This window comes from Gordonia hydrophobica NBRC 16057, from assembly GCF_001592365.1.
In the GTDB taxonomy this organism is placed as follows: domain Bacteria; phylum Actinomycetota; class Actinomycetes; order Mycobacteriales; family Mycobacteriaceae; genus Gordonia; species Gordonia hydrophobica.
This window is the reverse complement of record NZ_BCWU01000001.1, coordinates 365958-388091: the sequence shown is the minus strand read 5'-3', so window position 1 is coordinate 388091 and position 22134 is coordinate 365958. Positions and strand designations below refer to the sequence as shown.

Genomic DNA, 22134 nt, shown 5'->3' with positions numbered 1-22134 from the left:
CGTCAGCCGTTCGCAACGCCCTCGGAGTAGATCGTCCCGAGCCACACGTGCACCAGGGTGTCGACCACCGTGTCGTCGGACAGGGCGGGCTGTCGGCCGATGAACGCGGACTGCATCGCCGCCTGGTTGGCGCCGAGGAGCGCGACCGCCAGATCACGGGACGGGAGGGTGGTGGGCGCGGCGCCGCGGGCACGCTCGGCATCGATGTTCGACGCCGTCGTCCGCACCCAGCCCTCCACCACTTCCGACCAGCGTTGATCCAGCTCGGGCACGGAGCCCTGCACCCCCGACAGCGCCACGGTGAGGGATCGATGTGCGCCGAAAGCATTGAAGTAGGCCACGATTCGCGCCCGCCACACCGCGGCGGGATCAGCCATCCCCGCCGGATCGATCTCCTCCACGTTGGCGTTGGCCGCGTCCACGATCTGCTGTGCGAGGGCGAACAGCACTTCTTCTTTCGAGGAGAAGTAGAAGTAGAACGTCGGTCTGGAGATGCCCGCGCCGCGCGCGAGGTCGTCGACCGAGATGTCCGCGAACGCCCGCTCCCCGAGCAGTTGCTCCGCGGTCGCCATGATGGCGCGGACTCGATCCTCTCCTGACGGCCGCACGGTCTTCCGTCGCCCGATCCCTGGTTTCACGCTCACCTCCACATTCTCACACACTCGACACCTGTTGATTCTATCAACATGTGTTGATACCGTTGCGCCACCGGCTGGTCGATCCGGGCCGGATCCGAAGTGACGCGAGAGGGCGACATGAACGACAGATCCACGGGGATCCAGACACCGACGGAGCCAACGAGGGCCGAAAAGGCTCGACGCCGCCCGGCGTTCTCCCACCGACAGACCGGCCGCATCCCCATGGCCGACGGCTCCGCCCTCGCCTACTCGGCCCTGTTCCCGGTGGGAAGCGGCCCCTTCCCCACGCTCATGAGTTACAACGGCTACGACGCAGGCGGCATCGGCGGCTGGAGCTACCGGCGCGGATCCACCGCCATGTCGCACGACCTCGACACCGCCCTGCTCGAGCACGGCTACGCGCTCGTGGGTGTCAACATGCGGGGCACCGGACCGTCCGACGGCGATTTCGAGCTCTTCCAGTCCCAGTGGGGACCCGACGGCGCCGCCGCCGTGCAGTGGATCAGCGAGCAGCCCTGGTCCACCGGCCGAATCGGGATGTACAACTGGTCGTGGGGCGGCATCGGCCAGCTGTGCACCGCCGGGCAACGCCCGCAGGCGCTGGCGGCGATCGCGCCGGGAATGGTGGTCGTGGACCCTTTGCGCGACAGCGGATCTCCCGGCGGCGTCCCCAACAATTTCGCGCAGACCTGGTGGCGCTACATCCAACTCACGTGGGGTTACGCGGCGACTTCCGCGATCGTCGACCGCGACTGGCCGGCCGCCAAGACCATCCTGCGGCGTATCGCCCGCACCGGCCCGGACTCTCCGGGAGTCGTCACTCGAGCGCATCGCACCGAAGACGCATACACCCTCGCGCACTCGCTGACCGACGCCGTCGGACGCATCACCGCTCCGACGCTCGCCATCAACGCCTGGCAGGACATGTCCACCGGACCGCGACCCGGATCGTTCGCCGAACTCCTGCCCGCCGAGACCACCTGGTCCATCGGCACCAACGGCAAACACGACATCTACGTGAGCGCCAGCATCCGCGCCGAACTCCTGCGGTTCTTCGACCACTACGTCAAAGGCGAGGAGAACGGTTTCGAAGCGACACCGCACGCGCGCATCTGGTTCGACACCGCGGCCGACGGCCCCGATACCGGCCACTACGGCTTCGGTGAGATGAACCGGAAAGGCAACGGCTCCACTGTGCCGGGCTTCGTCTACGACGTGCCCGCCACCGACCAGAGCGACGACCAGGTGTGGACGCTGAATCTCCGCCGCGACGGCGCCCTCTCGTCGGCGGTCGCCGATCCCGGGGAGCCCGCGAGCGCCTATCAGGAGCTGCCCCGCGCCCCCAAAGTCGATCTGTTCAACTTTCACGACGGTTGGCGTCGGAGCACCCCGCCGGCGTCGACCCTGGCCTACTCGACGGCACCGTTCGAGGACGATCACCTCGTCTTCGGTCCCGCGAGCCTCGACCTGCACGTCAGCGTCGACGACTCCGATGCCGACCTGCAGGTGATCCTCACGCACGTCGACCCCGAGGGCAACGAGACCTACGTCCAGTCCGGGCTGCTGCGCCTGTCGAATCGCGCGCTGGATCCGGAACAGTCCACCCTCCTGGAGCCCTTCCTCCAGCACACGACGCCGCAGCCCGTCCGCCCCGGCCACCTCGTCGCCTGCCGGGTCCCGATCCCCGCCTTCGCGCACGCCTTCCGACGCGGCAGCGCGCTGCGGATCTGGCTGTATCGGCCCAGCGCCATGGGGGTGTGGAAGTTCGACGCTAATCCCGCCCAGGGACGTCTGCGCATTCACCACGACGCCGCCACCCCGTCGCTGCTGCGGCTCCGGCGGACGCCGTACGACATCCCGACGGCCGCCCCCGCGCCGGGCAGCCTCTGGAATGCGCCCAGCCGCCCCGGTCGAGTCTGAGCGGTTCGGTCGGATCTGAGCCCCGATTACTGTTCGCCGTCACCGCCGACCATGTCGGGGAACAGCGCCCGCACCACCCCGGTCACCGTCTCCCGCGCATGCGCCGCGCTCTCGTCGGCGAGGTCGATCCCCGCTGACGTGAACGGCAGGTCCGTCACCGCACTCGGGTACTGCACGTCCTCGGCCACGTGCACGACGACGATGTACCGATCGTCCGGACCGAAGACACCGGTCGTGATGTGGTTCCACCGCGCGTCGACGCAGCACATCCAGCCCTGTTTCACCGCGCTCAGTCGGTCGCGGCCGAATGCCGCCGGCAGCCCGAACTGCTGGTCGTATCCGTCGGCGCCGACGTCGGTCCAGGCGTGCAGCGGGCCGAGGATCCGATCGGCCCACGACGGCGTGGGTACCGCTCCCGCAGGGGCCGCGCGTCGTGCGGCGTCGCGTTCGTCGAGCAACTGCGCATAGAACGTCGCGACGTCGGAGACGGTGGTGTGGGTGTCCCACCACCGTTCCGGCATCGCTGGCGGCACGGTGTCGGTGAGTCGGTACCGGCGTGCGACCTCACCGATCAGCGCCGGACCGCCCAGCTGCTGCCAGAGCAGGGTCGCGGCGGAGTCGTCCGACGCCGACAGCATGCGCCCCAGCAGCATGTCGTCGGACGACGACGCCCGCCGCACGCCCGTCGCGTCGAGGAACGCCAGCTGCGAGGCGATGAACAGTTTCGCGACCGACGCGGTCAGCACCGGCCGATCCTGGTGCAGGCCGACGCGTCCGGGACGCGCCCGGTCCACCACTGTCAGCGAGACGCTCGCGTGCCGGGCCGTCGCCCAGGATTCGACGTCGTCGAGGGTGGTGCCTGCATCGGCGACCGAGGTCGAGACCACCGCCCGCGCACCGCGCGCCGCGATCAGCACTGCCGGGACGCACAGGACGACGAGGGCGGCGAGCGCGCCCAGAGCGCGCCACCGGACTCGTCCCGAATGCGCCACGATCACCTGCTTTCATCTCGGCGTCGCGTCGACGTGACGCCGTCGCCTCCGATACTCCGGCATACACGGCCTACCGAACAAGCGGTCCGCGCATGTACCTCCGGTGAACCGCGCGCGTCGCACCGCACCTCGGGCCTACGCTGACTCCATGCCCAGCATTCTGATCGGTCTTCTCGCCATCGTCATCGGCGCCCTGTTCTGCTTCCGCGGCGTGGTCGCCATGCGCGTGGTGATCGCGATCTGGGGTGCGTTCGTCGGCTTCAACCTCGGCGCGGGCATCGTCTCCGCGCTCACCGGCGACGGGTATCTGTCCACGGCGCTCGGCTGGATCATCGGCATCGTCGGCGCATTGCTGTTCGCGTTCATCGCGTACCTCTATTACGCGGTCGCGGTGACCCTCGCGATGGCGTCGATCGGGTTCGCGCTCGGCACCGCGCTGATGGTGGCGCTCGGCGTCACGTGGAACTGGGTGGTGATCCTGGTCGGCGTGATCGTCGGCATCCTGCTCGCCGTCGCGGCGATCATGCTGAACCTGCCCGCTCTGCTGCTCATCGTCTTCAGCGCGCTCGGCGGATCCACCGCGATCGTCGGCGGTGTGATGCTGTTGGTCGGCACCATCGAGACCAGCGACTTCACGCGCGCCGCCATCACCTCCACCATCGGCGACGACTGGTGGTGGTATCTCGCGTACGTGGCGCTGGTGATCGCCGGGATCGTCGCGCAGGCGCGGATGCTGGGCGCGGACCGGGACTTGCAGGCGCAGTGGTGATTCCGGCGTTCACCGGATGATCACACAAGACGGCCGACCGCGGGGTGCGGTCGGCCGTCGTCGGTCGGTGGAGTGTCAGCGCGAGGTGCAGGCCCAGCCCCGGACGTGCGATCCGGGTCCCGCCTTGCGCTTGGCGGCGCGCTGCGCGCTGGCGCGCGTCGGGTAACCGCGGGCGGTGCCGACGCGGGTGCGGTAGGCGCCGAACTTGTACGCCACCGCGCCGCACGAGCGGTAGAAGGTGAACCAGCCGCAGCGCGACCCGCAGCGCCTCTTGGCCGCGTGAAGCGCCGCGCGCTCGGAACCGTAGTTCACGGCGTACGACGTGCGGCCCTCGTAGTTCCAGGAGATGGCGCCCCAGTACCCGCCCGGCGCGGCCTCGGCGGTCGGAGTGACACCGGGAAGCGCGGTGCCCACGGTGGCGAGCGCGCCGACGATGGCGAACGCTGCGAGGAATTGGCGGAGTTTCATGCGATGAACAGTACTCAGCTTCTGCTCAGATTCGACGCCGTCGGCCCCGAATCTACCGAACGAATGACGGTCGAGGTGCGCACATCGTCACTGCTCATGGACTCGGTAGGACGAGCACCCGCCCGCGCCGCGATGCCTGGCAGCTTCGCGCTCGACCGGAAATGTCCGAGGCGTCCGCTATGTTCCGGGGTACTTCCATTGTTCGCCCGGACTAGAGGAGGCTCCCATGATGACGACCGCCGTCGGACCGAACGACCCCCCGCCACCCGAAGTACGCCCGGTATCGTGCCCTCTGCGAACGGATCGTCACCATCCGGGGCGTGGGCTTGCCGGATCAACTCACTGCCCGCGACCGCCGGATCCTCACCGGTCTCATCGCTGATCGCGAGGCGCTGTGGGGACCGCGCCCACGGCCGAAGGCAGCAGCGTCGTCGGCGTCGACGAAACGTCGGAAGTCCTCGCCCGCGCGGACGACGGCGAAGTCCTCAGCCGCGACGCGCAAGGCGGCGTCGTCTTCCGCGCACCGCGGCACCGGACGGACCCGCGCCTCCCGGGCGGGGCGGCCACTCGCGCCGCGGATCCATTTCCGGTGCGAACGCTGCCGTAAAACCTGCTGGACCGCCGTCAGCCCACGGAAGTTCTGCGACGACTGCAGCGCCGAGTTCCGCGGCCGCACCGGCGGCAGCACCGCGGCCAAGTCTCGCCCGAAACGCCTGTGGGTCACCATGATCCCGTCGGGGATTCCAGGGTCGGGCCTGCGCCACGGTTGACGGTCCGGGGACGGCGCGTCCGTCAGTGGCCTCGCCACTGCGGTGCGCGTCGTTCCCGGAACGCCGCCACTCCTTCGCCTGCGTCCGCGGACGCGCGGGCGACGGTCTTGGCGGCCTGCGTCAGCTCCCACCCCTGCTGGTTCTGCTCGGTGAACAGTGCCTCGAGCGCATGCAGCGTTTCCGCGACGGCCACCGGCGCACGCTCGGCGATCTCCTCTGCCAACCGGATCGCCTCCTCGAGGACCGCGCCCTGCGGGGCGAGTCGGTTGACCATCCCGAGGTCGAACGCACGCGCGGCGCTCAGCGGGCTTCCGGTGAGCAGCATCTCGCGAGCGAGGTTGAGCGGAAGGGCGCGCGGGCCGCGGAAGATGCCTCCGCATTCCGCAATCAGTCCCAGTTTCACCTCCGGCAACGAGAACGACGCCGTCTCCGAGGCCACGATTAGCGTCGCCGACAACGCGATCTCGAATCCGCCGCCGGCCGCGACTCCTTCCACCGCAGCCACCAGCGGCTTCGGCAACGCACGCCCAGCGATGCCGTAAGGACCGCCGCGCTCGGTGGGCTCACCCGCCCACTCGACGAGATCGGTGCCCGCAGAAAAGAAGTCGCGGCCGCCGGTCAGCACCGCTGCCCGCAGCGAGTCGTCGTCCTCGAAACTGTTCAACGCAGCGTCGAGCGCCTGCGTCATCGCGGCGTTGAACGCATTGCGGCGTTCGGGCCGATTCATGGTGATCACGGCGACGGATCCGCGGCGGTCCATATCGATCAGCATTGTGGTTCATCCATTCTGTTCAACGATCTGCGATGCACTGCGGTGACAGATGGACCGTACCCGTCATCGACCGGACAGAATTCCCCGGAGAGCGACGGCATCCGCGTGAGCGGCTATGCCGTCGCTGTGCGGGGAATCTGGTCCGACTTCCGGTCGGTACCGCCCCGAGTCAGTCCCCCTACGGCACCCGGTACGTCCAGTCCGCACTGCTGAACTTCGACGCCACCAAAGCGCGCGCCGCGATCAGTTCGGCGTCCGAGTACACCGAGTCCCGCGTGGTGTACCGAGCGCGGAAGTGTGCCAGGAAGGCGGCGATGATGTCCGCGCGCGCCATGCCGGTCTGCGAGCGCATCGGGTCGACGCGCTTACCGGAACTGGTGATGCCCTTGTCGGAGATCTTCTCCCGCCCGATCCGCAGGACCTCGGTCATCTTGTCCGCATCGATGTCGTACGACATCGTCACGTGATGCAGCACCGCCCCACCGACGATCCGCTTCTGCGCAGCGCCGCCGATCTTGCCGTGCTCGGAGACGATGTCGTTGATCGGCACATACCGCGCGGTGATGCCGACGTCGGCCAACGCACCCATCACCCAGCGATCGAGGAACTCGTACGACTGCTCAAAGCTGAGACCGTCCACCAGCGACGTCGGCACCGCCAGCGAATAGGTGATGCAGTTGCCGGGCTCCATGAACATCGCGCCGCCGCCGGAGATCCGTCGCACGATCCCGATGCCGTGCCGGGTCGCGGCCTCCTCGTCCACCTCGTTGCGCACCGACTGAAACGAGCCGATCACCACCAGCGGCGAGTCCCAGTCCCAGAACCGCAGAGTCGGCGGCCGAGTTCCCGCAGCGACCTCCCGCAGAATCACCTCGTCGAGCGCGACGTGCATCGCGGGCGCCAGCACCACCGGTTCGATCACGTCGAACTGGTGGTCGTACCAGCCGGTCGCGTGCCCGAGCGCGCGGCGGACCGCGACCCCGATCGACGTCGGAGTGAAGCCGACCAGCGTCACCTCGTCGGACAGCGCGGCGTGGATCCGCTCCCCCAGATCCGCGGCCGACGCGGTCACCGAGGCGCCGACGAGGGCGTCGGTGATGGTCTCGAGTGCGTCGTCGGGTTCCAGAAAGAAATCGCCGGACAACGCGACGGAAGTCAGCGCACCGCCGTGCGCCTCCACGTCGACCACCACGAGTTTGCCGCCGGGGACCTTGTATTCACCGTGCACGGGGTCCAGGGTAGCGACGCGGCGGCGCCTGGCCCGCCGACGACGACGTCCGCGGCTGCTGGAGTAGCCCCTGACGCGAAGCGGCCCACCGCTCTGAGAGCGATGGGCCGCGAACGGTTCGGATCAGTGTCCGGTCAGTTTGTCCTTGATCGAATCGACGCCGTCCTTGAGCTTGTCGGCGGCTTCGGTCACCTTGCCCTTGAGACCGGCCTCGGCCTGGTCGGCCTGACCCTCGGTCTTGAGATCGTCATCGCCGGTGACGGCCCCAGCCGCCTCCTTGGCGCGCCCCTTCAGGTCGTCGGCCTTGTTCCGTGCATCGTCGGTAAAGCTCATCGGTCCTCCTCCTAGAATCTTCGGTTTGTTCTAGCCCGTTTCGCTTGCAAGTCACCTGTTAAGACGACATGGTCGACGGTACCGGCGTCGCGGGACCAGCGCGACCTATCAGGGATTGAGATCACAGACCGATCCGCAAGTCGCACACCTGTACGAAGTTCGTCGGTGTGGTGTGCGACAGTAGAGACAGCACCACGACCTGCGAAAGGCTTCGCCCATGCCACCGCGCCGCCGCTCGGTTTCCGAGTCACTGACCGCTGACGATCTCGCAACTCTCACCACCGCCCTGGCCGACGGCAGGCGCGCCACGGTGTATCTGCGCGAGGGAACGCCCAGCCTCGGACTCGCGCCGGGCGCGTCCGCGCGGGTGGTGTCGATCGACGGAACCACGCTGACGATCAAGCCGCGCGGCGTCGACGACGAACTGCCCTACGAGGCCGACGAACTCCGCATCACCAAGACCGCTCCCCCGGCGCCCGAGAAGCCCAAGCGGGCCGCGCCGGTCCGGAAGGCGGTGGCCCCGAAGCCCGCTGCCGTCGCACGGACGACGCCGCCGGCCGCACCACTCAAGGCCGCCGCGCCGACGCCGCCCACGACCACCGCAGCAACGACGCCCGCGGACAAGAAGACCGCACCGAAGAAGACGACGACCACACCGGCGCGCCGGGCCGGGGCGAAGAAGCCGCCCGCGTCGGTGACGGTGACGCTGTTCGGCTCGTCCGACAACGAGTGGTCGGTGGCCGTCGCCCGCGGCGGACGCAAACCCGCCCGGTCCCGGAGCGTGGCGCCGGATTCGGTCGAGTCCGCGATGCGGGAGTTGGGCGACGCGGCGACGATCGACGCCACGTCGTCGATTTTGAACGCCGCGCGCGAGGAGGCGCAGCGTCGCGTAGAAGAACTCAGTCGCGAACTGCAGGCGGCGCGGGACGCGCTGGCGGCGCTGGAGGGGACCGCAGAATAGTCGCCGCTCGACCGCCGACACGCACCGCTCACGGATTACTCCGCGGTAACAACCGGAGTGTCCCTGCGAGTCGGGACTAAAGGCCTGCCATGATCGAGCCATGCGTTCGACGTGCAGCCTCTACATCGACACCGGATACCTCCTCGCCTCAGCCGCGACCCGCGTGTCGGGCACCTCGCTGCGATCCAGCATCAACGTCGACTATCCGCATTTGATCAACATCCTGGTCGAAACGGCCGAGAAGCTGTGCGGCCTGCCGATTCTGCGCGTGCACTGGTACGACTCCGCCCGCCACGGCGTGCCCGACTCCCAGCAGGAACGCATCGGCGAACTGGCCAAGGTCAAGCTCCGTCTCGGTCGGTTCGGTTACGACGGCGAGCAGAAGGGCGTCGACCTCCGCATCGGCCTCGACCTCGTCACCCACGCGCGCAACAACACCTCCGACGTCTTCTTCCTGGTCTCCGGCGACGACGACCTCACCGAGGCCGTCGAAGAAGCGCAGGTCCACGGGGTGCAGGTGGTGGTACTGGCGGTGCCCGCGACGGACGGGAAGTCGCACGGCGTGAGCCGTCACCTGCTCCGCGCGGCCGACGACCTGCACACCATCGACGGCATCGCGATCGACGAGGTGGTGTTGAAGGTGGAGCGCCAGACCGCGCCGCCGCCCGAGGAGCCGGTCACCGCCAAGCCCGGCCCGATGCCGCACAAGCCCGCTGCGCGGACCCCGCTCGACGTGGCGGCCGCCGCCGTCGCCGCCCGCAATGCCCCGGCCGCGCCGCAGCCGTCCGGGGTCCTCGCCTACAGTTCCACCACCGGCTCGGTGAGCCATGTGATGCCCGAGTACGACGTCGGTGAGGACGACGCGATCATCGACGGCGTCGTCGACCGGGTGCTCGTCGCCTTCCGCGAGAGCGCAACGCCCGAGCAGATGCACCAACTCAAGCAGGCTCGCCCGTCCATCCTGCCCGACATCGACCGAGCCCTCCTCCTGGACGCGTCCGAGGCGTTGGACCGGTACGCGGTCGACGAGAGCGTTCGCTACCGCCTCCGCGCCCGGTTCTGGGAGCGGCACGACGCACAGTAGCGGCGTCGCACCGATCCCGACCGATTACCGCGGTCCCGATCCTGGCGGTGTTCCGCCCCCGCCCGGACCGCCGCTGGGCATCGAACCCGCCGTCGGCGTGGTCCGGGTGTCGACGCCGACCGCCAGCGTCGCGGTGTAGCCCGCTCCGGCAGATCCGGTCATGGTGGCCAACTGCAGCTTGGCGCTGTCGTCGGAGAAGACCGTGTCGGTCGCCAGCGTGACGCCGGCCAGGTTCGACGCCGACCCGGTGTAGTCCGAGAGTCGGTAGACCGTGGTGCAGACGTCTTGTGGGAGTGCGATCTGGGAAGTCGCGACGGCCTTGGTGTGGTCGGTGATGTCGCCGACGGCGGGATAGACCTCGAAGTGGATGTGCGGCCACCGACCCTGGTAGCAGCCGGGGAAGATGGACGTGAACGTCACCGATCCCTGCGCGTCGGCCACCTGGACCCCGCGCAGGAACGTCTCGTTCTCGACGCCGCTGGAGTACATCGAGTACTGCCCCTTGGCGTCGCAGTGCCACACGTAGACGGCGGCGTCCTTGTACGGCGCACTGTTCGCGATGTCGGTCAAGTTGAGGGTGACCGTCAGCGGGACACCGGCCACGGCGCTGCCGCCACTGAGGCTCTTCGTGATGTCCCGGCGGACGATGCCCGACTCCTCCAGCACGTCGGGCCCGTTGGAGCCGTCGCCCGGGTACGGGCCCGCGGTCTCATCGGGGATCTCGTCGATGCTGCCCGCCGCCGTCGACGACGTGGCCGAACTGGACTGGCCGCCGTCCGACGACCCGGCGCCGCAGGCCGCGAGGAACGCCGTCCCGGCCCCGATCCCCAGCACGCCGAGCATGCGGCGACGGCTCAGCAGCGTCTGCAGATCGAACGACGCGCCCTGGTCGACGACGTCCTCGTCCGGATGGTGCAGACGGCGCCCCTCGTAGGTGGGCCCCTGCGGGGTCGGGGTGGGTGCGGGGAATCCGGGCATGGCACGTCCTTCGGGCTGTCGAGCGGATGATTACTGAAGATCATTGCCGACGATCCGTCGGGCCGGGTCCGAACTCGCTGGGAGGTTGCTGTGAACCCAGCGTGCGGCGATCTCGATGCGCTCGTACCTCGCTCACTCGATCACCGTGGGAGCGACTCGATCACCTCGCTCACTCGATCACCGTGGGAGCGACTCGATCACCGTGCTCACTCGATCACCGTCAACGGCTGCCAGCGCTCCCCTTCTGCCGCACCACGTTCTTCTGGATCTTGCCGGTCGCGGTCTTCGGGAGGGCGTCGACCACGACGACGCTCTTCGGCGCTTTGAAGCCGGCGAGCCGCTCACGCGCCCACGCGTGGATGCTGTCGCCGTCGATGTCGCCGGTCACGACGACGAACGCGGTCACCACCTCGCCCCAATGGTCATCGGGCAGGCCGACCACCGCGACCTCGGCGACAGCCTCGTGGCCGAGCAGCACGCGCTCCACCTCGACCGAAGAGACGTTCTCGCCGCCGGTCTTGATGATGTCCTTGGCGCGGTCGGTGAACCAGACGACCGCCTCGTCGTCCAGATAGCCGATGTCGCCGCCGTGGAACCATCCGTGCGCGAAGGCCTCGGTGTTCGCGTCGACGTTGTTCCAGTAGCCCTCCATGAGTTGCGGTGAGCGATAGACGATCTCGCCCTCCTCGTCAGGTGCCTGAAGCGTGCCGTCGGCCGCCATGATGGCGATGTCGGTGGTGACGGTGGCCGGACCCCACGAGTTGTCCTTGACGCCCTGGTGGCCGGACCACTGCAGTTCGGACGCCGGGGTGGTCTCGGTCTGGCCGGAGCCGAGGATGAACGCGGCCTGCGGGAAGCGGGCGCGGAGCGCGGTCAGCAACTCGGCGGGCATGGGCGCCATCGCGTACAGGCCGGTGATGAGGCTGTCGGTGTCGCCGTCGGCCAGCGACGGCTGCTGCAGCAGCGCGCCCCACATCATCGGCAGCATCGTCAGATGCGTGACGGTGTGGTCGGCGAACACCTGCGCCAGTGCGGCCGGATCGAAACCGCGGAGCAGGACCACCGTCGCGCCGATGGTGAGCGACGGCAGCAACAGCGCGTCGAGTGCCGTGACGTGGAACAGCGGCAACACGATCGGCTGGACGGCGGGCTCGGTGTCCGGGCGCAGTCCCAGGCCGAGCGCCGACCCCAGCGCCGCGATCTGCACCGCGACGTGCGAGGTGACGACGCCCTTGGGCCGCGAGGTGGTGCCGGAGGTGTACAGGCAGTGGAGGATGTCGCGGTCGTCGACGATCACCTCGACCGAGGAGCGGTCGGCGGCGAACACCGCGTCGTAGGCCATGGCGGCCACGCCCGAGACGTCGGCGGGAGCAGTGCCGGAGACGATCACCTCGGTGACGGCGTGCCCGTCGGCCTCGCCGATCGCCGGGCCGAGCACACCGAGGAAGACGTCTTCGGTGACCACCGCGCGGACGCCGCTGTCGGCCAGCTGATAGGCGATGTCCGACGCCGACAGCAGCAGGTTCAGCGGCATCGCGACGACGCCGATCTTGGCCAGCGCGAAGAAGGTGGTGACGAACTGCCAACTGTTCTGCATCTGGATCGCGACCGCGTCGCCGCGCTGATACCCGCGGTCCAGGAAGCCGCGTGCCAGAGCGTTGGCCCGCGCATTCAGTTCGACGTACGAGATCTCCTCCCCGCCGTCGACCAGCGCGATCCGATCACCGTAGTGCGCCGCGCTGCGCGTCAGCAGGTCGCCGACGCAGACGCGGTGGGTCAGGTTGACGGTCAGCGGATCGACTCCGGACAGGTCGGGGCGCATTCCGGGCATCAGGGTCTCCTTGCGAGCAGTTCTCGGGGTGAATACCGCCGACGGTAGCCGAAAACAATCGTGCGTGAATGTTTTTTCGAGAACTATGCCCAGATGTTCAGCTCCCGGTGGCGGCTGCCTCCCCCGCGCGACGCGGAGGCGGGTCGGCCAGGTCTCGTCCAACCGATCCGTTGCCAAGATCTGCTCTCTCAGGCGCTTCCGCCGGAACATTGCCGGCGGAGGGCGCTGAGCAGGCAGATCTTGGCGCTAGGTGAGAGGAGGCGGAGTAGCGCACCACTTGTCGGGCTCGGTTCATCCAGCGATCGAAACCGCCGTCCACATTGCACCCGACCGCGGCACCTTCGCGCCCGCCCCTGACGAACTCTTCCCCATCTTCGAGCGCTTGACTGTTCTGCAGCACCACGGCGACCGCCCCTGAATCGAGCCGACGCCCCACGCGGCCGCTCCGACGCGGTCGTCGCGACGCGACTACTCTGGATCCGATGACCACTCCCGACTGGACCGCCGACGAGGTGAGCGCAATCCTCGAGGTCTTCGACCCTCGAACGTTGCAGCGCGCCCGACCGTATGCCGCCAGCGGAATGATCCTCGAATACACCTGGGACGGCACGGTCCTGAAAGGCGTCTCCCGCGGATCCGGATCGCAGCGGTACGACTGCCGCGTCACCATCGACCTCTCGGGCCCGCAGCGCCGGGTCTCCGCCAGCTGCACCTGCCCGGTCGCGATCCGCTGCAAGCACTGCGCGGCACTGGTGTTGACCGCGTCGGGCGGAGCCGACTCCGCCCCGACCGACACCGAGCACGCCTCGCCGCTGACGCTGTCGCGGTGGCGCACCCTGATCGACGAGATCACCAAGTCCGCGACGCCGGACGCCGCCGCTCCCGACGGCCCCGAGTTGGCGCTGGGCCTGCAGTTCTCGGTCCACCGCAGTCCCCGCGGCTACGACTCCCTGAACCTGCGACCGATGGTGCTCAGCGAGCAGAGCCGCTGGGTGAAATCCCGCCTCACCTGGAAAGACCTGGTGACCGCCTCGGTCACCGACCGCCACGATCCCACGGCGCTCGACGTGCTCACGCGACTGGCGACGGCACTGGCCATCAGCAACCAGGGCTCCAGCCTCCGCGACGACATGCCGCTGCTCCTGGCGCCCACCACCCTGTGGCCGCTGCTCGACGAGGCCCGGGCGGCGGGCGTCGAGTTCCTCAACGGCAGCGCCAAGAACGGGCACGTGGTGTACGGCGACCACCTCAGCACCCGCCTGCACGTGTCCGGCCACAGCGCTGGCGTGCATGTGGCTCTGGAGATCACCGTCGACGGCGAACCCGTCCCCGCCGAATCACGCCGCTCCCTGTTCCCCATCGGCCGACCGCGCACCCACGGCGCCGCCCAAGGCGTCGGCGACACCATCTACCTGGGCAAGCTGCCGAATCTGACCAGTACCGAGTCGATGCTCCTGGTCAGCGGCGTGCCGCTGGAGGTGAAGGACGAGGAGCTGACCGACTTCCAGGCCGCGATCCCCGCTATCGCCGCCGACCGCTCGGTGATCATCGACCCGGACGCCTTCCCGTCGGCGTCGTTGACCGGGCCCTTCCCGATTCTGCGAATCCAGACCGGCGATGCGCCGTCGGCCCGCTGGTCGGTGGGCTACGAGTCCGACGGCGAGCTGCACGAGTTCCCCGCGCAGGGCTCCCTGTCCGGACGGTTCCGGAACGCCCGGACCGAGCAGGCGATGTGGGATGCCGTGACGCCCGAGCTGACGATGGTGGCGCGCAGCAGCAACCGCTGGATCGACGCCGCCGCCACCCGGTTGGAGAAGCAGCTCCCGTCGTTCCGCTCCGACTACCGCCGCTTCAACCGCATGTACGCCGTCCTTCGGCAACTCCGCGGACGCTGCACCGTCGCCGCCGCGTTCGAGTCGATTCCCGAGTACCGCACCATCACCGCGCCGCTGTCGCAGTTGGAGGTCGCGATCCTCTGCGCCGAGACGCTGCCGAAGATCACCGAACTCGGACGTGTCCGCGTGGAACTGGACGGCACCCCGCCCGACTACCGGCCCGCGCAGGCGCCGCCCGTCCTGAGCTTCGCCGGCGATGCGCAGAGCGACTGGTTCGACCTCCAGATCACCCTCGCCGTCGACGGCCACCGAATCCCGATCACCACCATCATCTCGGCGCTCGCCGCGGGGGAGACGCACATGGTGCTGCACGACGGCACCTACTTCTCGCTGGAGATCGCCCAACTGCAGACGCTCCGCGACCGGCTGCAGGAGGCCCGGGAGCTCGGTGAGCTCGACGGCGACCGCGTCCAGACGCACACGCTCAACGCGTCCCTGTGGGACGAGTTGTTGGAGCTCGGCGTGGTCGACGAGCAACTGACGCAGTGGCGGGCGCGGATCGCGCAGCTCGCGGCCGCGAAGCCGCCGCATCCCGTGCCGCCGCCCGCAGGCCTGAATGCGCAACTGCGTCCCTACCAGCAGGACGGGCTCGACTGGCTCAGCTTCCTGTGGGACAACGGGCTCGGCGGCGTCCTCGCCGACGACATGGGTCTGGGCAAGACCGTGCAGACCCTCGCGCTGATCCAACGCGTGGTGGACAGCTCTCCCGGCGCCCGCTTCTTGGTGGTCGCGCCCACCAGCGTCACCGCCAACTGGACGGCGGAGGCGCATCGCTTCACGCCCGGCGTGAACGTCGTCACCGCGTCGGCCACCGAGAGGCGTGTCGGTTCCAAACTGTCCGAGCGCGCCACCGACGCCCAGATCGTCATCACCTCGTACGCGCTGATGCGGATCGACTACGAGGCCTTCGCGAGCGTCGACTGGACCGGCATCGTCTTCGACGAGGCGCAGTTCCTCAAGAACCACAACTCGAAGACGTACCAGGCCGCCCGACGGCTCGACGCCCAGTTCAAGCTCGCGATCACCGGAACGCCGATGGAGAACCGGGTGATGGAGCTGTGGTCGCTGGTCTCAGTGGTCGCGCCGGGTCTGTACAGCTCCCCGAAGCTGTTCAAGGAGCACTTCGCCGAGCCGATCGAGTCCGGGCAGGCGCCCGATCGGTTGGCGGTCCTGCGCCGTCGACTGCGCCCGGTGATGCTGCGCCGCACCAAGGATCAGGTGCTCGTCGATCTGCCCGAGAAGCAGGAGCAGCTGCTGCCGATCGAGCTGGAGCCCAAGCACCGCAAGGTCTACGACACGTACCTGGCGCGCGATCGTCAACAACTCCTCGGTCTGCTCGACGACTTCGACGGCAACCGCATCCAGGTTCTGCGCGCGCTCACCCGACTCCGGCAGCTGAGCCTGCACCCCGGGCTGGTCGACGAACAGCACGCGGCGATCAAGGCCGCCAAGATCGAGTACCTGTCCGAGCAGTTGCCCGTGCTGATCGACGAGGGCCACAGCGCACTGGTGTTCAGCAGCTTCACCGGATTCCTCAAACTGGTGGCCCACACCCTCGACCAGCAGCAGATCGCCTACAGCTACCTGGACGGATCCACGCCGATCACCCAGCGCGGCACGCAGATCGAGCAGTTCACCAACGGTACGACCCGCGTCTTCCTGATCAGCTTGAAGGCGGGCGGCTTCGGCCTCAATCTGACCGCAGCCGACTACTGCTTCATGACCGACCCGTGGTGGAACCCGGCAGCGGAGAACCAGGCGATCGACCGCGCTCACCGGATCGGCCAGCACCGCGCCGTCAGCGTGTACCGCATGGTCTCGTCCGGGACGATCGAGGAGAAGGTCATCGACCTGCAGGAGCGCAAACGCCAACTCTTCGACGCGCTGATCGACGACGGCGCCGCCTTCTCCGGCGCGATCACCGCCGACGACGTGCGCGGTTTGCTGAGTTGACCGGTGCCACCGGATCAGATTCCCCGCTCAGCGTCGCCAGTGCCGCTGGAGACCATGCTCCCGCCCTGCGGGGAATCTGATCCGGTGTGACAGTCTGTGGACGTGACGACAGTGACCCGGGCCGACCGCCGCCATCTGTCGATCGTGCTCGCGGTCCTGTTCACCGTCGGCTGGGCGACCAACCACTTCGTCGCGATGATGCCGGTGCTGCACGACCGCAGCGGGATCAGCAACGCCGCGCTCGAAGCAGCGTTCGGCATCTACGCCGTCGGCCTGCTGCCCGGACTGTTGACCGGCGGCGGGATCTCCGACCGCGTCGGCCGCAAACCCATCGTGCTCCCCGGCGCGACGGGTGCGGCGCTCGGGAACCTGCTGATGCTGGTCTGGCACACCGAGCCGGGAGTGCTGATCGGGCGGTTCGCCGTCGGTCTCGGCGTTGGACTGGCGGTCAGCGCGGGCACCGCGTGGTGCGCCGACCTGGGCGGCCAGCACGGCACTGTGTTCGCCGGCGGCGTCCTGACGAGCGGGTTCGCGATCGGCCCGCTGGTGTCCGGACTCATCGCCCAGTTCACCGACAGCGCAGCCATCCTCGTACCGTTCACGGTGACCGTGGTCGCCTCGCTGGTGGCGGTCGCCGCGGGCATCACCGTCCCGAACGTGCGGCGCACCCCGCCCGACCAGCAGCCTGCGGTCACCAGCGACGCGGGCCGAAGTCTGGGCCGCGCCCTCTGGACCAGCATCCCGATGTCGTTGTGGGTGTTCTCGGCGATCACGCTGGTCATCGTCACGATGACCGGCCGTATGACGGCGTTCAGCGGACCGTGGGTGCCCGGCGTGGCCGCGGTACTGGCGCTGGGCTCGGGCGTGGTGGCGCAGGTGTTCGCCCGCAGCGGCATGTGGGGTCCGCGGACCGGCATCAGCGGCGCCCTGTTGGTCGCCGCGGGCATGGCGGTGGTGGCGATCGCCGGGTCCAGCCCCGCTCCGGCCGAGTTCATCATCGCCGCGGTGCTGCTCGGCAGCGGCTACGGACTGTGCCTGCGCGAGGGACTGGTGGACGTCGAGACATACGCGCCCGCCGCCCGACGCGGCCTGGCGATCGGCGTCTTCTACGTCGGCACCTACCTGGGCTTCGGTCTGCCCCTGGTGCTGCGCGGCCTGGCGCCGACGTTCGGCATCACCGCACCGATCGTCGTGCTGGCGATCCTGGCCGCGCTCTCCGCGGCACTGCGCGCCGGGCAGTTGCGCACCGGCGTGCTGGACCGTTGACCGCAATGGATGCCTTGTTCTAATAGATGCCAACTTGGATCGCGAAATCTTCTCGAGGATACGGCCGGTCGACAACGTGGGAGGCCGAGGAATTTTCGACCCGCACAACTACCGACGACGCATCTATCGGAAGCCGACAGCGCCAGGCCTTGCGACCGGGAATATTCGACGGCAGCCATTCCACGTCATAGATGGACTGAGCCAGAACCAATTCAACTCCAGAAATACCTGCATAGCAGTCGCCCTCGATTTTCCATTTGCCACGATCGAGGAGACTCCTCCCGCAAACTACGAGCGGATTCCCATCTGGCCCGATTGCATTACATGTGTTCACTCCCGACTGAATCGAATAATAGACACTCATCACGAACTCAACGTATCCGTCCCCTTCATTAATCGACTCCGCTGCCGCCCTCATTCGGTTCGAGGATAAGTGCCCGGTTCCCGGATCCCTTAGGTCGCCCATACCTGCCAGAACAGCCGCAATTTGCTCTTTGATCGACGACTCCGGATCCACTGAAGATTGGCCAAGTCCAAAAGTTCTTATCGATCGAGACCATGCTAATCGAAACTCCAGTTTCCTAAACCAGGACGGGCGTTGAAATTCCTCACAAGCTATGAGCGCATTTGCAAAACTCCGATCTACGCCATACGCGAGTGCAACCTCGTCAACGATTCGTTTATATTTCGCCTCGTACTCATCAATATCTGCCGAACCCACTCCCGGGCCAGTTGATGTTGTCGCTCGTATTGCACCTCCAATCACCACTACTAGCATCGCTGTCACGACTGCCGCAAAGTAGTCAGACCAGGTTGGCAATACTTCCCCGAGGATCCACTCGACCAGAAACGCAAATGCAATAGCCACAAATGAGGCAATGAGCACCAGGATCTGGTATAAGTACCAGCGCCTCCCTCTATTCCCAGAACCTCGCATTAAGGGATTCAATCTCCAAACCGAGATTGCAACATGCCCTACACCAATTAGCGCGGCTATCAAGAACCGCTCACCGGGACGGTCATCCAGATGAGAGAAAGCGAGAACTGAAACTATCAAGACTGGTCCGAATCGAAATAGCAGGTAGTTTCTCTTCGTTCTCGATACTTTCGCGCCGACGACATCATCGAGCATGTAGTAATTCATCGGCCACTGCGTAGCGACTACTCGATAGAATCCATAAAGGAGCGCCAGCCCGAGGCCCGATCGAATTGCAGCGTCAGTGACCATAGGGATGTAGACAGTCAACTCCAATCTCAGTCCTTAATTCAACTAACAGTGGAAACTAGTCTGTAGGAAAATTCCACAATTGGCGACGCAGGTAAGCGCGTTGGCGATTCAGTCACGGGTAACCGCTAGGGTAACGGCGACCACTACCCCAGCGTCGCCTGGACGTCGGCCCCGGAACGGTCCAACCGCTCCAGCCGACCTTCGGTCATGGAAGCGATCTGGTCGACGACGACGCGCATGCGCTCATCGTCGTCGGCGGCCGCGTTCCACCGGACGGCGAAGATCGGATCCAGCCCACCGGGCGAGGTCACCAGCAGCATCTCCGCGACGCGGTGGATCCGTTCGCGTTGCCGGTCCTGCTTCGCGCGATGGCGCGGATCGGAGAAGATGAAACGCAGGGCCATGGTCTTCAGCACTGCGACCTCGGCCGCCACGCCCTCGGGCACCGCCAGGTCGGCGTCGTAGCGGCACAGCGACCGCTCCCCCTCCACTGCCCGCGTCCGCGAGATCGCCGAGGTCGCGAACCGACCGATGAGCTCGCTCGTCAAGCGCTTCAGGCGGACCGACGCGTCGAGGGAGCCGTCGTAGTCGCCCATCGAGGCGAAGATCTCCATCTCCGACAGGCGCTGCGCCGCGTCGACGAGCGGTTCGGGCGTCAGACCGTCGAAGTAATGCATGCCGAGTTCGGCGAGGACCTGCTGGTCGGTAGCAGAACCGAGTTGCCGCAGGTCGATGCGTCCGCCGATCACGCCGTCCTCGAGGTCGTGCACGGAGTAGGCGACGTCGTCGGACCAGTCCATCACCTGGGCCTCCAGGCAGCGTCGTCCGTCGGGTGCGCCGTCGCGCACCCACGCGAGCGCGGCCTCGTCCTCGACGTACGCGCCGTATTTGGTGCCGGGCGCCTGGCGCGACCACGGATACTTCAACGTCGCGTCCAGCGCGGCGCGCGTCAGATTGAGACCGGCGCTGGTGCCGTCGTCCGCGAGGATCTTGGGTTCCAGCGCCGTCAGGATGCGCAGGTTCTGCGCATTGCCCTCGAAGCCGCCGTGGTCACGGGCCACTTCTTCCAGTGCGCGTTCGCCGTTGTGACCGTACGGCGGATGCCCGATGTCGTGGGCCAGGCCCGCCAGCTCGACGAGGTCGGGGTCGCAGCCCAGACCGACCGCGATACCGCGGCCGATCTGGCCCACTTCCAGCGAATGCGTCAAACGCGTGCGCGGGTTGTCGCCCTCCCGAGGGCCGACGACCTGCGTCTTGTCGGCGAGTCTCCGCAGCGCCGCGCTGTGCAGCACACGCGCGCGGTCACGCGAGAAATCGCCGCGATGATCGGCCGCCGGGTCCGCCTCGGTCGCGAGTTTCGGCGCCTCGACGACCATGCGTTCGGTGTCGTGAGCGCTGTACATCGCGACCGGCGGGCCGAACGCGGCCCGATCAGGGTCGGTCAATTCACTCCGACCAACCGCGCTGTGCAGCGAGATCCAGGATGCCTGCGCGGACGGCGAGGATCTGCCGTGCCGTCAGGTCCGGTGCGGCCTCGAGCAGCAGTTCGGTGATCTCGTTGGAGAGACGGCCGCCGCCGCGTCCGCGGCGCGGTCCGCGATCGTCACGACGACGGTCGTCGCGGCGGTCGTGGCGCTCGTTCCGGTCGCCGAACCGGCCGCGAGTGTCCTCGCGACGCTGCGCGCGCTCGGCGGCGGGCGATTCGCCCTCCGGAGCCTCCTTGGTGACCTTGACGTTCAGTGCTTTGGAACCGCGGTCGGTGTCTTCGACGTCGAACTCCACCTCGGCGCCCGGGCGCAGCAGGTTCTCGTCGATGCCCACATCGTTCACGTGCAGGAAGACGTCGTCTCCGCCCTCCGCGGGCGCCAGGAACCCAAACCCACGATTAGTGTCGAAATGCACGACCTTGCCACTTACAGCCACCACGAACTCTCTCTCTTCAAGCACGCCCACACCGCGAACCCCTTGCCCGCGCGACGAACCTCTCCAGACAACTATGCCTTATCCGAGGTGGTAGACCCACCTGAAATGCCTGGTAGTGATCGGAATTTCAGCGATGCCCGCCCGGCGACGGCGGTCGCGGGGCCCGTGAAACGGCGTCGGCCCCCGCTCGAATCGCGAGCAGGGGCCGACAACACTCAGCGGGGCCGAGTCGTCACTTGGCCGTGGCGATACCCAGCGACGGGAAGAAGAAGCAGGTGGCGTCGCCCTTCTTGATGGTGCCGTAGATGGCGGACAGGACTGTGCCCGAACCGGTCTCGACGATGCCGCCGCGGACGCCGTTCGAGGGAACAGCATCGGCAATCTTCGCGAGCCCATCCTTAACGAGGATCTCCGCACCGGGAATCCCCGTCTCGGCGACCCGCTTCGTCACCGCCTTGACGATCGTCTCGCCCAGTCCGTCCATCGGTTCGCCGATCGACCCCTGGAAGGTGTTGACGTTGAACCACGCGACCTGCATACCCTTCTTGCTGCCGGTGTCGTTGAACGTGCCGACCGGAACGAAGCCGTACAGGATCTCACCCTTGCGCACCGCATTCAGATCGACCTCTTTGCCGAGGAGCGAAAACGTCAGATCCCCGACGAGCGGCGTGTTCGGGCCTGCGATGGCGCCGCCGACCGCGGATGCGAGGGTGAAGTCGGTGCACGCGCCCACCGTCGGCGTGAACGGCGTGATCTTCAGCGTCTCCAACAACTTGTTGGCCGCGGCGATGCCGTCGATGACGGACGCCGCGTCGGTGGGCTGCGGCTTCAGATTCTCGAGGGCGGTCTTCGCGGCGAGCGCTTCTGCGGTCGGAGCAGACGGCGCCGCCTGGGCGGACGGTGCGACGATGGCGCCGCCGAGCAGAGCGGCGGATGCGACCACGGACGCGAGGGCGAGACGGAATGAGCGAGCCAAGATGACCTCCGAGGCTGGTGTGGCAGATGTTGCTGATGTTCCGTTTGAGTATGTCGTGCCGGCGTCGAGATAGCACTTCCTGAGACCAACCCGAGACCGACACGCCTGACCCAGACCGGACCGCACCGTCGGCCGCCACCACCTGCCCC

19 protein-coding genes are annotated in these 22134 nt (G+C 67.7%); 7 read left to right on the top strand and 12 right to left on the bottom strand.

All coding sequences use genetic code 11. The annotated features are described in order from the left end of the window. Positions 1-2: 2 nt before the first annotated feature. A complete protein-coding gene (locus GH2_RS01915) occupies positions 3-638 on the bottom strand; it encodes a TetR/AcrR family transcriptional regulator (RefSeq protein WP_066163265.1) in 636 nt (211 codons plus the stop codon). A 222-nt stretch (positions 639-860) separates the two neighbouring features. On the opposite strand from GH2_RS01915, the gene GH2_RS01910 reads away from it, so the two are divergent. Beyond that, complete coding sequence (locus tag GH2_RS01910) at positions 861-2558, top strand: CocE/NonD family hydrolase (RefSeq protein ID WP_066162328.1); 1698 nt, start codon at positions 861-863, stop codon at positions 2556-2558. Positions 2559-2584: 26 nt separating this feature from the next. Here the strand turns inward: GH2_RS01910 and GH2_RS01905 are convergent, their stop codons facing one another. Then, on the bottom strand, positions 2585-3550 hold the full coding sequence (locus tag GH2_RS01905; protein WP_157085967.1) for a serine hydrolase family protein: 966 nt from the start codon (positions 3548-3550) through the stop codon (positions 2585-2587). A gap of 148 nt (positions 3551-3698) precedes the next feature. Between GH2_RS01905 and GH2_RS01900 the strand changes: the two genes are divergently transcribed. Further along, on the top strand, positions 3699-4319 hold the full coding sequence (locus GH2_RS01900; RefSeq protein WP_066163263.1) for a TM7S3/TM198-like domain-containing protein: 621 nt from the start codon (positions 3699-3701) through the stop codon (positions 4317-4319). 75 nt (positions 4320-4394) lie between these two features. Here the strand turns inward: GH2_RS01900 and GH2_RS01895 are convergent, their stop codons facing one another. After that, positions 4395-4787, bottom strand: coding sequence for a DUF4189 domain-containing protein (locus tag GH2_RS01895; protein WP_066162321.1), 393 nt, complete (start codon positions 4785-4787; stop codon positions 4395-4397). A gap of 320 nt (positions 4788-5107) precedes the next feature. On the opposite strand from GH2_RS01895, the gene GH2_RS21530 reads away from it, so the two are divergent. Next, on the top strand, positions 5108-5557 hold the full coding sequence (locus GH2_RS21530; RefSeq protein ID WP_157085966.1) for a hypothetical protein: 450 nt from the start codon (positions 5108-5110) through the stop codon (positions 5555-5557). Positions 5558-5579: 22 nt separating this feature from the next. On the opposite strand, the gene GH2_RS01885 is transcribed toward GH2_RS21530, so the two are convergent. The 3 genes from GH2_RS01885 to GH2_RS01875 all read right to left on the bottom strand — a co-directional run bounded on the left by GH2_RS01885 (position 5580) and on the right by GH2_RS01875 (position 7890). Next, positions 5580-6329, bottom strand: a complete 750-nt coding sequence (locus GH2_RS01885; protein WP_066162315.1) for an enoyl-CoA hydratase-related protein — start codon at positions 6327-6329, stop codon at positions 5580-5582. Between the two features lie 178 nt (positions 6330-6507). Then, positions 6508-7557, bottom strand: coding sequence for a lipoate-protein ligase LplAB (lplAB, locus tag GH2_RS01880; RefSeq protein ID WP_066162312.1), 1050 nt, complete (start codon positions 7555-7557; stop codon positions 6508-6510). Positions 7558-7680: 123 nt separating this feature from the next. Then, positions 7681-7890, bottom strand: coding sequence for a CsbD family protein (locus GH2_RS01875; protein ID WP_066162309.1), 210 nt, complete (start codon positions 7888-7890; stop codon positions 7681-7683). 217 nt (positions 7891-8107) lie between these two features. Here GH2_RS01875 and GH2_RS01870 point away from each other — a divergent pair, with 217 nt between their 5' ends. Next, positions 8108-8851 carry a DUF6319 family protein gene (locus GH2_RS01870; RefSeq protein ID WP_066162306.1) on the top strand — a complete coding sequence of 248 codons (744 nt, stop codon included), beginning with the start codon at positions 8108-8110 and terminating at the stop codon, positions 8849-8851. A gap of 100 nt (positions 8852-8951) precedes the next feature. After that, the gene (locus GH2_RS01865; protein ID WP_084247235.1) at positions 8952-9935 is read left to right on the top strand and encodes an NYN domain-containing protein; all 984 of its coding nucleotides are present in this window, start codon (positions 8952-8954) and stop codon (positions 9933-9935) included. 24 nt (positions 9936-9959) lie between these two features. Here the strand turns inward: GH2_RS01865 and GH2_RS01860 are convergent, their stop codons facing one another. Both GH2_RS01860 and GH2_RS01855 read right to left on the bottom strand, forming a co-directional pair. Then, complete coding sequence (locus tag GH2_RS01860) at positions 9960-10913, bottom strand: intradiol ring-cleavage dioxygenase (RefSeq protein WP_066162303.1); 954 nt, start codon at positions 10911-10913, stop codon at positions 9960-9962. Positions 10914-11133: 220 nt separating this feature from the next. Further along, entirely contained in the window at positions 11134-12744 is a 1611-nt protein-coding gene (locus GH2_RS01855) for a class I adenylate-forming enzyme family protein (RefSeq protein ID WP_066162300.1), read from the bottom strand. Between the two features lie 482 nt (positions 12745-13226). Between GH2_RS01855 and GH2_RS01850 the strand changes: the two genes are divergently transcribed. Further along, complete coding sequence (locus tag GH2_RS01850; RefSeq protein ID WP_066162297.1) at positions 13227-16592, top strand: DEAD/DEAH box helicase; 3366 nt, start codon at positions 13227-13229, stop codon at positions 16590-16592. Positions 16593-16694: 102 nt separating this feature from the next. Then, positions 16695-17858, top strand: coding sequence for an MFS transporter (locus GH2_RS01845; protein WP_084247267.1), 1164 nt, complete (start codon positions 16695-16697; stop codon positions 17856-17858). Between the two features lie 19 nt (positions 17859-17877). Here GH2_RS01845 and GH2_RS21525 read toward each other — a convergent pair whose 3' ends face one another. From GH2_RS21525 to GH2_RS01830, 4 genes are all read right to left on the bottom strand, one after another. Further along, a complete protein-coding gene (locus tag GH2_RS21525; RefSeq protein ID WP_157085965.1) occupies positions 17878-19002 on the bottom strand; it encodes a hypothetical protein in 1125 nt (374 codons plus the stop codon). Between the two features lie 227 nt (positions 19003-19229). Next, positions 19230-20489, bottom strand: coding sequence for a deoxyguanosinetriphosphate triphosphohydrolase (locus GH2_RS01840; protein ID WP_066163259.1), 1260 nt, complete (start codon positions 20487-20489; stop codon positions 19230-19232). 43 nt (positions 20490-20532) lie between these two features. Then, positions 20533-21009 carry a cold-shock protein gene (locus GH2_RS01835; protein ID WP_066162294.1) on the bottom strand — a complete coding sequence of 159 codons (477 nt, stop codon included), beginning with the start codon at positions 21007-21009 and terminating at the stop codon, positions 20533-20535. A gap of 232 nt (positions 21010-21241) precedes the next feature. Next, positions 21242-21985, bottom strand: coding sequence for a hypothetical protein (locus GH2_RS01830; RefSeq protein ID WP_066162292.1), 744 nt, complete (start codon positions 21983-21985; stop codon positions 21242-21244). Between the last annotated feature and the right edge of the window lie 149 nt (positions 21986-22134).

Excerpts from the sequence above, each read along its gene's own strand:
- GH2_RS01910 (WP_066162328.1), top strand. The coding sequence starts at position 861 with ATGGCCGACGGCTCCGCCCTCGCCTACTCGGCCCTGTTCCCGGTGGGA.
- GH2_RS01900 (WP_066163263.1), top strand. The coding sequence starts at position 3,699 with ATGCCCAGCATTCTGATCGGTCTTCTCGCCATCGTCATCGGCGCCCTG.
- GH2_RS01895 (WP_066162321.1), bottom strand. The coding sequence starts at position 4,787 with ATGAAACTCCGCCAATTCCTCGCAGCGTTCGCCATCGTCGGCGCGCTC.
- GH2_RS01885 (WP_066162315.1), bottom strand. The coding sequence starts at position 6,329 with ATGCTGATCGATATGGACCGCCGCGGATCCGTCGCCGTGATCACCATG.
- GH2_RS01875 (WP_066162309.1), bottom strand. The coding sequence starts at position 7,890 with ATGAGCTTTACCGACGATGCACGGAACAAGGCCGACGACCTGAAGGGG.
- GH2_RS01870 (WP_066162306.1), top strand. The coding sequence starts at position 8,108 with ATGCCACCGCGCCGCCGCTCGGTTTCCGAGTCACTGACCGCTGACGAT.
- GH2_RS01865 (WP_084247235.1), top strand. The coding sequence starts at position 8,952 with ATGCGTTCGACGTGCAGCCTCTACATCGACACCGGATACCTCCTCGCC.
- GH2_RS01860 (WP_066162303.1), bottom strand. The coding sequence starts at position 10,913 with ATGCCCGGATTCCCCGCACCCACCCCGACCCCGCAGGGGCCCACCTAC.
- GH2_RS01855 (WP_066162300.1), bottom strand. The coding sequence starts at position 12,744 with ATGCCCGGAATGCGCCCCGACCTGTCCGGAGTCGATCCGCTGACCGTC.
- GH2_RS01850 (WP_066162297.1), top strand. The coding sequence starts at position 13,227 with ATGACCACTCCCGACTGGACCGCCGACGAGGTGAGCGCAATCCTCGAG.
- GH2_RS21525 (WP_157085965.1), bottom strand. The coding sequence starts at position 19,002 with ATGAATTACTACATGCTCGATGATGTCGTCGGCGCGAAAGTATCGAGA.
- GH2_RS01840 (WP_066163259.1), bottom strand. The coding sequence starts at position 20,489 with ATGTACAGCGCTCACGACACCGAACGCATGGTCGTCGAGGCGCCGAAA.